Origin of the sequence: Pseudomonas sp. PB120, from assembly GCF_009761815.1 — a bacterium.
Taxonomy (GTDB): Bacteria; Pseudomonadota; Gammaproteobacteria; order Pseudomonadales; family Pseudomonadaceae; genus Aquipseudomonas.
Genome location: NZ_RWIN01000156.1, coordinates 17,717 through 32,593 on the forward strand (window position 1 = coordinate 17,717; position 14,877 = coordinate 32,593).

Annotated in this window: 13 protein-coding genes; 3 read left to right on the forward strand and 10 right to left on the reverse strand. The window is 61.2% G+C overall.

Annotation, left to right across the window (positions count from 1 at the left end):
- Positions 1–12 precede the first annotated feature (12 nt).
- The 8 genes from EJA72_RS28300 to EJA72_RS28335 all read right to left on the reverse strand — a co-directional run bounded on the left by EJA72_RS28300 (position 13) and on the right by EJA72_RS28335 (position 8,777).
- Complete coding sequence (locus EJA72_RS28300; RefSeq protein WP_157715165.1) at positions 13–972, reverse strand: amidohydrolase; 960 nt, start codon at positions 970–972, stop codon at positions 13–15.
- Positions 965–1,924, reverse strand: a complete 960-nt coding sequence (locus EJA72_RS28305; RefSeq protein ID WP_157715166.1) for an amidohydrolase — start codon at positions 1,922–1,924, stop codon at positions 965–967. Before EJA72_RS28305 ends, EJA72_RS28300 begins: the two co-directional genes overlap by 8 nt.
- Before the next feature lie 16 nt (positions 1,925–1,940).
- Positions 1,941–2,399: a thioesterase family protein gene (locus EJA72_RS28310; protein WP_157715167.1), complete on the reverse strand. Its 459-nt coding sequence runs from the start codon at positions 2,397–2,399 to the stop codon at positions 1,941–1,943.
- Between the two features lie 33 nt (positions 2,400–2,432).
- Complete coding sequence (locus tag EJA72_RS28315; RefSeq protein ID WP_157715168.1) at positions 2,433–4,331, reverse strand: TRAP transporter large permease subunit; 1,899 nt, start codon at positions 4,329–4,331, stop codon at positions 2,433–2,435.
- A gap of 15 nt (positions 4,332–4,346) precedes the next feature.
- Positions 4,347–5,390 (reverse strand): TRAP transporter substrate-binding protein, encoded by a 1,044-nt coding sequence (locus tag EJA72_RS28320; RefSeq protein WP_157715169.1) that lies wholly within the window; start codon positions 5,388–5,390, stop codon positions 4,347–4,349.
- Positions 5,391–5,568: 178 nt separating this feature from the next.
- A complete protein-coding gene (locus EJA72_RS28325; protein ID WP_157715170.1) occupies positions 5,569–6,777 on the reverse strand; it encodes a CaiB/BaiF CoA-transferase family protein in 1,209 nt (402 codons plus the stop codon).
- Between the two features lies 1 nt (position 6,778).
- Entirely contained in the window at positions 6,779–7,558 is a 780-nt protein-coding gene (locus EJA72_RS28330; protein WP_157715171.1) for an enoyl-CoA hydratase-related protein, read from the reverse strand.
- Positions 7,559–7,637: 79 nt separating this feature from the next.
- Positions 7,638–8,777, reverse strand: a complete 1,140-nt coding sequence (locus tag EJA72_RS28335) for an iron-containing alcohol dehydrogenase (RefSeq protein WP_157715172.1) — start codon at positions 8,775–8,777, stop codon at positions 7,638–7,640.
- Between the two features lie 174 nt (positions 8,778–8,951).
- On the opposite strand from EJA72_RS28335, the gene EJA72_RS28340 reads away from it, so the two are divergent.
- From EJA72_RS28340 to EJA72_RS28350, 3 genes are all read left to right on the forward strand, one after another.
- The gene (locus EJA72_RS28340) at positions 8,952–9,875 is read left to right on the forward strand and encodes a LysR family transcriptional regulator (protein ID WP_157715173.1); all 924 of its coding nucleotides are present in this window, start codon (positions 8,952–8,954) and stop codon (positions 9,873–9,875) included.
- A gap of 134 nt (positions 9,876–10,009) precedes the next feature.
- The gene (locus tag EJA72_RS28345; protein WP_157715174.1) at positions 10,010–11,350 is read left to right on the forward strand and encodes a sorbosone dehydrogenase family protein; all 1,341 of its coding nucleotides are present in this window, start codon (positions 10,010–10,012) and stop codon (positions 11,348–11,350) included.
- 507 nt (positions 11,351–11,857) lie between these two features.
- A complete protein-coding gene (locus tag EJA72_RS28350) occupies positions 11,858–12,892 on the forward strand; it encodes a PDZ domain-containing protein (protein WP_157715175.1) in 1,035 nt (344 codons plus the stop codon).
- Positions 12,893–13,028: 136 nt separating this feature from the next.
- Here EJA72_RS28350 and EJA72_RS28355 read toward each other — a convergent pair whose 3' ends face one another.
- Both EJA72_RS28355 and EJA72_RS28360 read right to left on the reverse strand, forming a co-directional pair.
- Positions 13,029–13,577 (reverse strand): hypothetical protein, encoded by a 549-nt coding sequence (locus tag EJA72_RS28355; RefSeq protein ID WP_157715176.1) that lies wholly within the window; start codon positions 13,575–13,577, stop codon positions 13,029–13,031.
- Positions 13,578–13,752: 175 nt separating this feature from the next.
- Positions 13,753–14,877: a DegT/DnrJ/EryC1/StrS aminotransferase family protein gene (locus EJA72_RS28360; RefSeq protein ID WP_157715177.1), complete on the reverse strand. Its 1,125-nt coding sequence runs from the start codon at positions 14,875–14,877 to the stop codon at positions 13,753–13,755.

Genomic DNA, 14,877 nt, shown 5'->3' on the forward strand with positions numbered 1-14,877 from the left:
TTCAAATAGAGATCAAGCGAGCCGGTAGATGCGCCGGGCGTTGTCATGAAACAGGGCCAGCCGATCCGTGGGCGAGCGGTCGCGGACGATGGTCTTGAAACCGTCGAACACTTCGCTGAGGCTGTTCACCACGCCATCGACCGGGTAATTGCTGGCATACGCGCAGCGGCTGACACCGAAAATCGAGATCGCGTCGTTCACCACCACGCGGTTGGCCTCGACGGGCCATGCCTGGCCAGGAATGCAAATGCCGGAAATTTTCAGCACGACGTTCGGCTCCTTAGCCAGCAGCGCGAGGTTGTTCCGCCAACCGGACAGGCCTGCTTCGGAACGGTCGGCGGGCAGCGCGGTGTGATTGATTACGAGCGTCACGTCGGGAAAGTCCCGGGCCAGCTCGGCGGCTTCCGGCAGATGCCACCACGGCGCCTGCAATTCGAAGTGCAGGCCGTTTTGCGCCAGTTGCGCGTAGCCCTCACGCCAACGTGGATCGCGCATCGAACCGGGGGCGACAAAATCCTCGCGCCAGGCTTCACGACCGGTCACGGCGGGTTTGTGGCGCACGCCGCGCACCAGCGGGTGATGGCCGTAGTGACGCAGCAGCTCGGACGCGTCTTCGCGGTCCAGCCAGACCTGCGCCACCATCGCGGCCAAAGTGGGTTCGCTCTGAGCCAGCGACTCGACAAACCGCACTTCCTCCAATGGCGTCGTCGGGTCCCATTCGCCCTCGATGACCACGGTGTGCACCACGCGATGGTGACCCGCCAATCGGTGATAGTCGCCGGGCAAAAAATTGCGGCAGATCGACGAGTAATCGCCGTAACGGAACGGTCGCAACGGACGGTCGTTCAGCCACGGGTAGTAATGGTTTTCGATATCGAAATAGTGCTGGTGAGCGTCAACGATGGGCAGGTCCGCGTCTTCGCCGCTGGCCAGGAAACGCGCGCGCCAGTCGATGGCCGATACGTCATTCATGGTGTGGCTCCAGGCGATAAAAGCGCCGTGCGTTGCCGGCGAACACGGCTTCCTGCACGGCACGGCCCATGGGCGCGAGCATGGCGGCAACACCCTCGACAATCGTGTCGTAGGAGGCGCGCAAGCCGGCCACCGGGAAATTGCTGGCGAACATGCAGCGCTGCGGCCCGAAAATCTCCAGCGCCGTGAGCACCACCACCCGGTTGTCGTCGTAGCGCCACGGCGAGTCTTTCAGGCCGAATTCCGAGAGCTTGATGTGCACGTTGGGCTGCATCGCCAGGGCTTCCAGGCCTTGGCGCCAGCGTGCCATGCCTTCGGCGCTGCGATCCCAGGCGAAGCCGGTGTGGTTCAGCACGATGCGGATGTGCGGAAACATCGCGGCCACGTCGGCGGCCTCGACCAGGTGCCAGGGCGGCACCCGCAGGTCCCACGACAAATCATGCTCGGCCAGCCGCGAAAACCCCTCCAGCCACTTCGGGTCCTGCATCGTTCCCTTGGCCCCGGCAATGCACACATCCGGTGATGCCGAGGTGACCGGTTTCGAACGAATACCCCGAACCAACGGCCGTGCCGCCTGGGCTGCAAGAATCTCGGCGCTGTCGTCGCGATCAAACCAGGCGTGGGCGACCACCGCGTTCGGAAAGCCGTAGCGGGCATTCACCTGTTCCAGCCAACGGGTTTCGGCCACTTGCTCATCCCGCGCACGCTCGGCTTCGACGTGCACCGTGCCCACCAGTTTTTGTTTTTCGGTGAGGGCTAGGAAATGTTCCGGCAGGAAATCACGGCACAGGCTGCGGTAGTCACCGAGGAAAAAGTCCTCGTGATATTCGTCCTGCAACCACGGATAACGACCGTTGCCCAGGTCCCACAGGTGATGGTGAGCGTCGACAACCGGCAGTGCATCCTCGGCGGCGAAGTTCGGCAAACCGTTGCGCTCATGCAGGGTGATCATGTCGTCGTCCCTTCGCTCAGCGTGACGCGGTGAATTGCGACGGGCTGAGCACACCGTCTTCGACTTCCCCGGCGGCAGCCGCCACGGCTTTGGCCTGGACGCGGCTGCGCAGTTTGGCGACGTTCACCACCACCCGCGTGTGCGCCGCCGTGGCAACCAGCTCGACGTCATCGCGCACCTCGACGTTGAAGGTGACGCTGCGGCCATCGATGCGGGTGACCGTGGCGACGATGCTGACCGACATGCCCAGCAAGGTGGCCCCGACGTGACGAATGTCGACCGCCGCGCCCACGGTGTTTTCGCCGTCATCGAGGAAGCCGAGCAGGTAGTCGAGGCACGTCTGTTCGATGTCATCCACCAGGCGGGGCGTGGCGTAGATGCGCAGGTCTTCGCCCAGGAACGAGATGGTGCGCTCGCGGTCGACGATCAACTGGCGTTCGGTGGATGTGCCGCTTTCCAGCGTGGAGAAATTCATAAGCAACCTCGTGTGTGAAGGACAAAAATTGATTCAGGCAGTGGGCAGGAATCCGATGGAAATCCACGGCACGGCGATCAGCACCCCAAGGGCGACGACCAGGGCGCCGAGGTACGGCCAGACCCGACGCATCGCGCCGCTGGGGTCGACCTTGGCGATGGCGCAGGCGGCGTAAAAACCCACGCCGAACGGCGGCGCGAACAGGCCGAGGCCCATGGCGAAGATGGCGACCATCGCGTAGTGCACGTCGTTGATGCCCATGGTTTTGGCAATCGGGAACAGCAGCGGCCCGAACAGCACGATGGCCGGGATGCCTTCCAGGAAACTGCCGAGAAGGATGAACGCTACGGCCGAGATGATCAGGAAGCCCATCGCGCCGCCCGGCACCGTCGCCATCACCTGCGCCAATTGATGCGAGAAGCCCGACTGGGTGAGTGCCCAGGCCATGGCGGTCGCGCTGCCGATGATGATCAGGATCGCGCCGGACAACGACGCGGTGCTGACCAGGATCGGATACAAGCGGCGCCAGTCGAAGCAGCGATAGCACAGCAGGCCGACGATAAAGGTGTACGCCACGCCGATGGCGGCGACTTCGGTCGCGGTGGCGACGCCTTCGACCACGGCCGTGCGGATCACGAAGGGCAGGGCCAGCGCGGGCAGCGCGACCAGCAGCGAGTGCCCGATTTCCTTGGCCGACGCGCGTTTGCCGGTGGAGGCCTCGCCCTTGCGGTTTTTCCACCAGATCACCGCCGCCATGGCAATCGCACCCACCACCGCCGGCATGAAACCGCCGGTGAACAGGGCCGAGATCGACACGCCCGTCACCGAGCCGATGGTGATCAGCACCAGGCTGGGCGGGATGGTTTCGGACATGGCACCGGACGCATTGAGCATCGCCACCAGTTCGTTTTCGTCCTCGCCTCGTTTCTTCATTTCCGGAAACAGCGCAGGCGCGATGGCCGCCATGTCAGCCGCTTTCGAGCCGGAAATGCCGGAGATCAGGTAAATCGCCCCGATCAGCACATACGACAAACCGCCCCGCACATGGCCGATCAACGAGCAGAGGAAACGGATCATCGCCCGCGCCATGCCCATGGCTTCGATCAACGCGCCCAAGAACACGAACAGCGGAATGGCCAGCAGAATCAGGCTCGCCATGCCTTCGTCCATACGCCCGACTACCAGGGTCAGCGGCGTGCTGGTCATGGTCGACAGGTACGCCACGGTGGCCAGGCCGAACGCGACCATGATCGGCACGCCGATGACGATCATGGCCATGACCCCGATCATGAAGAAGATCACCAGGTTCCAGTTGCCCATCAGCAACATCCAGCCTTCCGCGGCCCACAGCAATCCGCCGAGAGACGCCAGCATCGCCACCGACACCGAGAAGTCGATCAGGCGCGCGCTGGTCAACAGCCGTGCGACGCAGGTCATCAGCATCAGGCTCAGGCCGACGGCGATGGCCGACACGCGAAAGGCGTTGGGGATTTCCAGGGCGGCGGTGGTGATGATCCACTCATCGCTGACGTACTCCCAGGCCGGCGTGAACAGCAAGCCGATGAAGCTGATGACGATCACCGCGCCCAATGTGTCGACAAAGGCGCTTTTTTCCACCGGCAACCGCCCAATGAACGACGTCAGGCGCATGTGTTCGCCACGCCGCATCGCCACCACCGAACCGAGCATCGCCAGCCAGAGAAACAGCAGCGAAGCCAGTTCGTCACCCCAGACAATCGGCTGGTTGAGCACGTAGCGCGAGAACACGTTGCAGAACAGCAGCGTGACTTCGATGACCACCAGCAGCGCCGCGCTGCCCTCGGTCAGCCAGCGCAGGCCGGTGTCCAGTGCACGCCCAAGGCGAAAGGTGGTTTGGTGGGGGCTGAGTCCTTCAGCGGGAGCAACGTCCGTCATTGGCAGTTCGTTTTTCATGACTGTGTCTCCGGCTTAGGACAGTTGACCCGCGTACTGCTCGAGCAAGCTCCAGGCTTCGGGGCCGTATTTGTCCTTCCACTGGGTGTAGAAACCTTTGGATTGCAGGTCGGCCCTGAACAATGAACGGTCGACTTTGTTGAACGTGATGCCATGGGCAGTCAGCGACGGCTCCAGGCTGGCGTTGAGGTCGATCACTTGCTGGCGCTGTACCAGTGCGGCGGCGTTGATCTGGCGGGAGACGATTTCCTGCACGTCGGCGGGCAGTTTCGGGAAGGTCTTGCCCGAGGCGACGATCCAGAAGCCGCCCCAGATGTGGTCGGTCAGCGAGCAGTATTTCTGCACTTCATAGAAACGTGCGGATTCGACCACCACCAACGGGTTTTCCTGGCCGTCGACGACTTTGGTCTGCAATGCCGAATAGGTTTCGTTGATGCTGATACCGGTCGGTGACGCGCCCAGGGCGCTGAACATGGACGTCCACAGGGGGCTGACCAGCACGCGCAATTTGAAACCGGCGAGGTCTTGCGGGGTGTTGATCGGCCGTGTCGAACTGGTGATCTGGCGGAAGCCGTTGTTCCAGACTTTCTCCATCGGGATCAGGCCGACCTTCTCGGTCTTGGCGCGCACGTGCTCGCCCAGTTTTCCGTCCAGCGCGGCCCAGACACTCTCGTAGTCCTTGAAGGCGAACGGCATGCTTTCGATGGACATGGCCGGCACCAGGGTGGAGAGAATCGCGCCCGGCAAGGGGATGAAATCGATTGCCCCGGCGCGCACCTGGGACAGCATGTCGGTGTCGCCGCCCATGGCGCCGTTGGCGTACACCTGCAGGTCGACCGCGCCGTTGGTTTCGGCCTTGATCGCTTCCGAGGCGGCCTTCATCTGTTTGTTCAGCGGGTGGGTGTCGGGCAGGCTGCTGGTGTAGCGCAGCACGATCGGTTTGGTCGCGGCGAAGACGCCGGACGGCAGCAGGTTGGCGGCAAAAGCGCCGCCGACGGTAACGCCGGCAGATACCAGGAATGATCGGCGGCTGACAGACTCGGTCAAGATACGGCTCATGGGGTTCACCTTGTTGTTTTTGTTGTTGTTCTAAAAATTCGAATCACTGAAACAATCGCGGCTTTCCTGTAGGAGCGAGCTTGCTCGCGATGGACCTGAGGGCGCCGCGTTAAACCAGGCAGCCCACGTCATCGTTTACGTCCATCGCGAGCGAGCTCGCTCCTACAGGTTTATGTGTTCAGGAGGCGAGGGCGACCACCGCCTGGCTGCGAATCAGCTCGTCGATTTCGTTGTCTGCGTAGCCGCTTTCCTTCAGCACCTCGCGGGTGTGTTCGCCGAGCAGCGGAGCAGGGCGGCTGGTCGGTGGCGCGGCGTTGTCCATGTCGGAGAAGTGGATCGGCAAGCCCATGCCGCGCACCCGGCCTTCGGTGGGGTGTTCGGTTTCGACGACCATGCCCCGCGCTTTGGTTTGCGGGTGAGCCAATGCCGCAGCGATGTCCAGCACCGGTCCGGCAGGCAGGCCAAGGCTGTCGAACAGCACCATCCATTCATCGGTGGTGCGGGCGACCAGCACTTCATTGAGGATTTCCACCAGGGCGAGGCGATGCTCCATACGCAGCGTGTTGCTGGCAAAACGTGGGTCGGCCTTGAGTTGCGGCACGGCCAACGCCTCGACCAAGCGCTCGTAGTTGGCCTGGTTGGCGGCACCAATGTTGATCCAGCCATCGGCGGTGCGGAACACCTGGTACGGTGCGCTGGTGGAGTTGGCCGAACCCATTTTCGGCAGGATGGTGCCATCGGCAAAATAGGCCGCCGCTGGCCAGTACATCTGTTGCAGGCCGGCCTCGAACAGCGAGGTGTCGACCATCTGCCCCAGGCCGGTTTTCTGTTTGGCGGCGTAGGCGGCGGCAATGCCGAGGGCAGCGAGGATGCCGGAGTTGATGTCGGCCACCGGCGAACCGGCCTTGACCGGCTCACGCCCGGCTTCACCGGTCATGCTCATCATGCCGCTCATGCCCTGGGCGATCAGGTCGAAACCGCCTTTCTCGCCGAACGGCCCGCTGCGCCCGTAACCGGAGATCGCGCAGTAAATCAACCCCGGGTTGAGGGTTTTCAGGGTGTCATAGCCCAGGCCGAATTTTTCCATGGTACCGGCGCGGTAGTTTTCCGTGACCACGTCGGCGTCCATCAGCAGTCGGCGCAACACGTCGCGGCCGCCGTCGGTTTTCAGGTTCAGGCCGATGCCGCGCTTGTTGCGGTTGACCACCATGAACGAAGCGGATTCACCACTGGCCATGATCGGCGAGAAGCGACGCGAGTCGTCACCGTCCGGGACTTTCTCGACCTTCACCACATCAGCGCCCATGTCCGCCAGCATCATTCCGCACACCGGGCCGGACATGATGTGAGCCAGTTCTACCACGCGCATTCCTGTCAGCGGTCCCATGTTATTTCCCCTTGAAGTGTGGTTTGGCTTTCGCGATGAACGCGTTCAGGCCGATCTGAAAGTCTTCGGTGTCGTAGCAGAAATAACTGTTGTCGATCTGCTCGACGGTGGGGGCCTGGCCGGCTTCGAGCTGGCGTGCGGCCTGGCGATGCCAGCGCGCGACGAGGGGCGCGCCGCTGACGATGCGCCGGGCAGTGGCGAGGGCTTCGGCCTCGACCTCGGCGTCGGGCACGACGCGGGTCACGATGTTTTTCACGTAGGCGTCGTGGGCGTCGAGGATGCGGCCTTCCAGCAGAATCTCGAGGGTCGTCGAGCGCCCCGCGAGGGCGACCAGGCCGGCCATTTCGTCATAGGACATGACCAGGCCAAGCTTGCCGACCGGCGCACCGAAGCGGCTGGAAGTGCCGCAGATACGCAAGTCGCAGAGGGCGGCGATCTCCAGGCCGCCGCCGACGCACACGCCGTGGATCATCGCGATCACCGGGTGCGGGCAGTCGACCACGGCGCGCATGGCCGCCGAGGTGACCTCGGCGTACACCCGGGCCTGGGCCTGATTGGCGCGCACCGCCGGAAACTCACCGACATCGGCGCCAGCCGCGAAGGCCTGTTCCGCTGCGCCGCGCAATATCACGCAGCGTACGCGGGTGTCGGCAGACAACTCGGTCATCACATCGCCCAGGTCCTGCCACATGGACAGGGTCAGGGCGTTCATTTTTCCGGGGTTGCTGAGGGTGACAATGGCAACTGAATCTTGCCGTTCGATAAGGACGGTGGGCTTCATGATTGTTCCACTGGCGTCGGCCTGGCCGACGACGTGGATGCCTCCTGATTTATTATTGTTGGATAGCGATTGCCGGTGGTTACAGCGATTGTTCGAGCATCGACAGGTAGTCCGCCGAGGATGCTTCCCGGGGATTGGTCTTGTGGCTGTGATCGTGCAGCGCGCCTTCGACGATGCCGGCGAACAGGCTTTCGTCGACGCCAATTTCACTCAGGCGGGTCGGCAGGCCGAGGCGGCGGGTCATGTCCTCAATGGCCGTGCCGATATTCGCGCCAGCGTCCAGGCCCATGGCGTGGCGCAGGCGTTCCAGCTTGCGCTCATTGCGAACGGTCGGGGCGTTGGCGTTGAAGTGCACGACCGCCGGCAGGAAAATCGCGTTCAACGTGCCGTGGTGCAGCTTCGGATTGATCCCGCCCAAGGCATGGGACAGGCTGTGCACGCAGCCCAGGCCTTTCTGGAAAGCGAGGGCGCCCTGCATCGACGCGCTCATCATGTTCATCCGCGCTTCGCGGTCACCGGGTTCGGTGGTGGCCCGCTCGATGTGCTCCCAGGCACGCCACAATCCGTCGAGGGCAATGCCGTCTGCCGCAGGGTTGAAGGCCGGCGCCATGAAGGTTTCGATGCAATGCGCGATGGCGTCCATGCCCGTGGCGGCGGTCAGCATGGGCGGCAGACCCAGGGTCAATTCAGGGTCACAGATGGCAACGCGAGGCACGACATAAGGTGAAATGACGCCCACTTTGCGACCGTCATCGAGGATCAGTATCGCGCCGCGACCCACTTCGCTGCCGGTGCCGGCCGTAGTCGGCACGGCAATCAACGGAGCGGTCGCCGAGGTGATGCGGTCCAGCCCGCCTTCGATCACCGCAAAGCTGTGCAGCGGACCGTCATGGGTGGCACAGACGGCGACGCCTTTGGCCAGGTCGATCGAAGAACCGCCGCCCACGGCAATGATGCCGTCGCACTCGCCCTGACGGTAACGCGCAACGGCTTCCCGTACTGCGTGTTCGTTGGGGTTGGGCGGAGTGGCGTCGAAAATCGTGAAGGGACGGTCAGCGCCGAGGGCCGAGACGACCTTGTCGACGATGCCGGCATTGCGCACGCCTACGTCGGTGACAATCAGCGGGCGGGTGATGCCGGCGCGGTCGGCCTCAGCCGCCAGATGCTGCAGGCTGTCGTAGCCGAACTGGATTTTGGTGACGTAATTGATGAGGGACATGATTCACCACAAGTTATACAGGATTGTTATTGTTGCAATCGGGCTGCGGCGGGAGCGCTTTCGTGCTCTGGTCAAACCCATTGCATTGCCTGGCTGTGGGGCGGACTATAGGTCCGTCGTGGTGACCCCGATACTGACAACTTTCGATACCTCTATAACTTTTAGTTAACCCTGATGACGCCCTCACTCAATTCGATCATGTCCCGCTTGCACATCAAGCAACTGCGCTTGCTGATAGCCCTGGATGAGCACGGCTCCTTGCTGGGCGCGGCCAAGCAGGTCGCGCTGACCCAGCCCGGCGCGAGCAAAGCGCTGCAAGAAATTGAAACCACCTTCGGCACGGCACTGTTCACCCGCACTAACCGTGGGCTTGAACCGAACGATGCCGGGCGCTCGGTCATCCGCTACGCGAGGTTGATCCAGACCGACCTTGCGCACCTGCGTGAAGAGATCATCGGCATCATGAGCGGGCAGGGCGGGCGCGTGTCGGTCGGCACCATCATGGGCGCCGTACCGCTGCTGACCACGGCCATCAGCCGGGTCATTGCCGACAACCCGAAGCTGTCCATCGAAATCGTCGAAGACACCAGCGCCGCGTTGCTCAGCCAGCTCGACGCCGGGCGACTGGATCTCGCGATCTGCCGCACGACCGTCAGCACCACGCCCTACTTGTATGAGAGCGCGACGTTCGTCGAAGAAACCCTGGCGGTGATTGCCAGCACGCAGCATCCGTTCGCGTATGCCCGGCGATTGTTGCTCAAGGATCTGGTGGATTACCGCTGGGTCGTCTATCGCGCGAACATGCCGATGCGCTTGCTGCTGGAGCGCGAGTTTCACGAGGCGAACCTGCGTTTCCCGGTGCACCTGCTGGAAACGACATCGGCGTTCGCTACTTTGTCGTTGCTTCAGGAAAACCCGACGCTGGTGGCGCTGGTGTCAACGGACGTGGCGAAGTTCTGCTCCGGCTACGGTTTCACCACCACGCTGCCGCTGGCCATTACTTCGCGCAGCGAGCCGTATGAGCTGGTATCTCGCAAAGGCGTGCCGGACTCTCCAGCGGCCAGGCTGCTGCGGGAGGCGTTGTTGAATCCCGCCTGATTCGACATTCGTGCGGCGCGAGCAAATCTTATTTGTGACAGGCACGGTGTTTGAAACCGGTTAACGTCGCGATACTCCTCAGGATTACGCGTCTCCCACAACTGGCCCACGGATGGCCATCGCGAGGTTAAACCATGATTGTGCCCAGCCGATTTGTGCTGCTGATGACCACTGCCGCGTTGCTCACCGCCTGTGGTGAGTCGTCCAAACTGCCGTTCCAGGCCGGTGTCGGCCCGACTCCGCAGTTGCCGGAACCCAGCACGTCGCTGATTCCCACGTTAAAGGTGTCCAAGGCTGTCGGCTGGACGGGCAGCGCCATGCCCCAGGCGCCCGCCGGTTTCAAAGTGACCGCCCTGGCGGAAAACCTCGACCATCCCCGCTGGGTCTATACGCTTCCCAATGGCGACGTACTCGTCGCTGAAAGCAATCACCCGCCGATGCCGGAAGGCGCCACGGACGGCGGCACCGGGCCGCTGGCCTGGGCGCGCCGCACCGCCATGGGGTTTGTGATGGGGCGGGTGGGGGCCGATGCGCCGAGTGCCAATCGCATCACCTTGCTGCGCGACGTCGACGGTGACGGCCATGCCGAGGTGCAAAAAGTCTTCATGACCGGCCTTACTTCGCCGTTTGGCATGGCCTTGGTGAATGGGGAACTGTTCATTGCCAACGCCGATGCCTTGGTCAAGGTGCCTTATGTCGACGGGCAAACCGACATTGAAGCCAAACCGGTGAAAGTCACCGATCTGCCCGCCGGCATTAATCACCATTGGACCAAAAACGTGCTGGCCAATCGTGAAGGTTCCAAGCTGTACGTCACGGTAGGCTCCAACAGCAACGTCGGCGAAAACGGCCTTGACGCTGAAGACGGGCGGGCAGCGATCTGGGAAGTCGACGTTAAAAGCGGCAACAAGCGCCTGTTTGCCAGTGGCCTGCGCAACCCCAACGGCCTGGCCTGGAAACCGGGTACGAGCGAGTTGTGGACGGTGGTGAACGAGCGCGACGAAATCGGCAGCGACCTGGTACCGGATTACCTGACCTCGGTGAAGGACGGTGCGTTCTACGGCTGGCCGTGGAGTTACTACGGTGCCCACGTCGACAGTCGCGTAGAGCCGCCGCGTCCGGACAAGGTCGCCCAAGCCATCGCCCCGGACTACGCGCTGGGCACCCACGTCGCTCCATTGGGCCTGGCATTCTCCGACTCGCGGGCAATGCCGGCCGCTTTTGCCGAGGGTGTGTTCGTCGGTGAACACGGCTCCTGGAACCGTAATCCGCAGGCCGGGTACAAGGTGGTGTTCATCCCCTTCAGCGCTGGAAAACCGTCAGGCACCCCCGTCGATTTCCTCACCGGTTTTCTCAACGCCGACGGCGAAGCACAAGGCCGGCCGGTGGGTGTAGCGCTTGATCAGCGTGGCGCCTTGCTGGTCGCCGATGATGTCGGGAACAAGGTCTGGCGAATCGCAATGAGCAAACCTTAAAAATTTGCGCGCGCGGTTCACAATTCGTTGAACTGTGAACCGCGCGTAACGTCGAACCAGAACAAATCGACTGACTGCCGAGGCAGGAGGGTGTGATGGAGAGGCGGGCAATGCTCAAGTTCTTTGCGGCGTACTTGTCCATTTGCATCTTTGTCGAATGGGGGGTCGCCAAGGCGTCGCCCTGGATCGCCTCTCATGTGCTGCTGAAGTGGATGCTGTAGCGGGCTCTTTTAGCGGGACCAAAACTTGTTTTTGCTGAGCGCGCTGGGGGACTGCTGCTCGTTATGGCCGGCCAACTATTGTGATTGATACCGCTGTCTCCGGTTGTCAGACAGGCGCGGTATAGGTCGCGCCAATCGCAGCCTTATCGCGTCGGCAACAGGACGGCTGGTTGTGAAGGCTGGAACACTGATAAGCCAGTAATCTCAAGCTCTAGTGAATGCTGATATTGCTAATCGAGAATCGTTCGACAATGATGTCGTATTGGCATCTTTCGTTGGGCGGGATATGAACAAAGTAATCAGCTTCGCTGCGTTATCGTTGGTTATGGTCAACCTTTCCGGGTGTATCGTTGAAATGGTTACGGGCAGCATCGCGGAAGCTTCTTTCGCCAGCGAAACGCCAGAAAGCATGGGCATGTCACCCGCTAACTTTCGCGGGCAATCCTGTCTCCAGCTGGCGGTTGAACGACAAAATGCGGGTTACTTGATTTCACATACAGGCGAGCACGCTGAGTATGTGCAAAAACATGGACGTTGGAAGCTCGCATCGATTGAGCAAGTTGAGCAAGAGCAGGGCTGTCTGGCGGGCACTACTGTGCAACAGGCGGGTGCTGTTGAATATGTTGCGAAGCACCCAGAAGCTGCAAAAGAACTTGAGTCACAGTTGCCACCGGGAGCACGTTCTCCTGCTGGCCCTGGTGCTGCTTCAACCAATGCGGGTTCGCCAGTCATAACGGCTTCTCAACCAATAAAACCGGCTGTGACGCCGCCGCAGAACTTTGGACCTGGCTACGGATCGGCATCGCTTGCATCTGGTTTGCCACAGACGTCGCTTGCCCAGTGGATTGCAGAAGAAACACCAGAGAAATATAAAGGTAAGTCCTGTGAATACCTTCGCCAAGCCTATGCGCGTAGCAATGAAATTTTAGCGGTAAATACGCCAGAAGCGCAGGCTTGGGGAGCAAGCAAGAAAACGGCTATCGATCAGGTTTTGAGCGGTAAGGATTGTCCGCCCCTGGTCACTGCTGTCCGGGGGCGAATTGGCGTCTCTATCGGTAGCATTGATCCTGTGAAAGCCGCGCGCCTGGGCATGCCGCTTAAGGGCGCATCCGTAGAAAAGGTTGCGCCAGGTGGTAACGCTGAAAAAGCAGGTCTGAAATATGCGGACGTGATAGTGAGTGTCGATACAACATCCGTAGGCGATGACATCGATTTTTTGCTGGCCGTGGGCAAGGTCTCGATAGGCTCAAATACGTTGCTTAAAGTCTGGCGAAAGGATGCTTTTATCGATATTCCTGTGTTAGTGGGTCCTCCTGCATAAACATCCCTCCACCCAAAGGACAGGGTCTGTTCTCAGTGGGAGTTGGGCAAGGGGGGCGACTTGCAGTCTCTCCCCATGCTTCGGCTGGGTGAGCGGATGCTGATTGACTGCTTGGGCATCAGTCCATTTTTCACTCTTAAAATAGTGCATAGCTAAATGCCGTTCGAGGAATACGCTCCGTCGCAGTCCTTGCTTTGTAGTAGGTTTCTCCTGCCCCTTCGAGCTTTGCCTCGATCATCTCTCTCACATCAGTTTCCTGGTCGTAAGGGAAAATGCCCAGTGCCCAAATTGATCTCAAATCAAGCTCTGACTTTCGAATCCTGGCAACTTTGGCCAAGTCGGCAACCATGTTTGTCAGGCAGTTTCCGAGTTGGGTGTGCTGTTTTATTTCCAGCGCAACAAAACGTTCCCGTGCCCATTGCTTTTTCCTGATGATGAAATCCGGCTTGAAAAAATACCGTAGTTTTTCTCTGCGATAGTCAAACTCCACTGCACACTCGCGCTGCCATTCGGGTTCTGAAACATGCTCCGCTAGAAAACGAGCAAATTCGATCTGGAACCAAATTTCCCAGCCGGTGATTTCCTGCTGGTTGATGACCCTTAGCGCTGACCGAATGTTGGGTCGCTTAAAAAAATCCTTGAGGAGCCCATGCATGTACTCGAAGTCAGCTTGGGGTTTTTTCATGCTCATTCCTTAAATTCTATCCGTCACCGCTTTGCGCGGCGCGTAGTGATATCGGCAACGCGCCACTATTTCAAGAGTCGGAGTGATCCCATGACAATCCGGCGGGGAGGTTATCGAGCGCGCCAGTCGGGCGTGGCTGATAGCAGTTATTGTTGCGTCATCAGGAGGACGGGATTCATTTATATGAACTCAATCCATCCAGCACAGCCTCTATCACCCGGTCCTGCCGTGTTTCATCGAGCGTCGGGTAAATCGGCAGACAGAGCACTCGCTTTGCCGCCGCTTGTGCATTGTCCAGGGAGGCGAGCCGGCAGTGCGGGATGAATGCCGGCTGCTGGTGCAAAGGGGTGGGGTAATGCACGGCGACCTGAATGCCCCGACCGCGCAAGCGTTCGGCCAATGCGTCGCGGTCGTCCAGCAGAATGCAGTATTGAGCATAGGCCGAGTGGGCGCCGGGAGTGATTCGTTGCAGTTGCAGGGCGCCATCGGCGACGGCAGCGGCGAAGCCTTCATCATAGCGTCGAGCCAATGCCTGTCGGCGGGTGATTTGCTGGTTCAGGCGACCCAAGGCGGCCAGCAAGGCGCAGCAGGAGAGCGAATCGAGGCGGCCGTTAGTGCCCAGTGAACTGTGCAGGTATTTGCTCGATTGGCCGTGGTCGCGGGCTTCGGCAATGCGCCGGGCCAGTTCCGGATTCCGGGTGAAGAGTGCGCCACCCTCACCGGCGCCGCCGAAGGGTTTGGTCGGGAAGAAACTGGTACAGCTGATCTCGGCGAGGCTGCCACTGCGTTGGCCGTGCAGGGTGGCACCGTAGCTTTGAGCCGCGTCCTCAATGAGGTGCAGCCCGTGCTTCTGTGCCAACTGGCCAAGGCGCTGGAAATTGGCCGGCAGGCCGAATAACGAGACGGCAATGATCGCGCGGGTGCGCGGACCGATCATGGTGGCGCAGGATTCAACATCCAGGTTCAAACTGTCCGCACAGATATCCGCTAGCACGGGTGTGGCCCCCTGCAACAGAACCGCTTCCAGCGGCGCGGCGAAGGTGAAGGCGGGCACGATCACTTCATCGCCGGGACCGATGCCCAAGGCCATGAGCGCCAGTTGCAGCGCCATGGTTCCCGTGCTGCTGGTCAGGGCATGGTCGACCCCGACGTCGGCGGCGAGGCGCTGTTCGAGCTCGATAACCTCGGGCCCCATGATGAACTGACCGTGTTCGAACAGTCGCTGAATGCGCTGCATGACCTCATCCTTGAGGGGTTGCCAGTCATTCACCAGGTCGACGAAAGGAATCGAGGCGGGCAT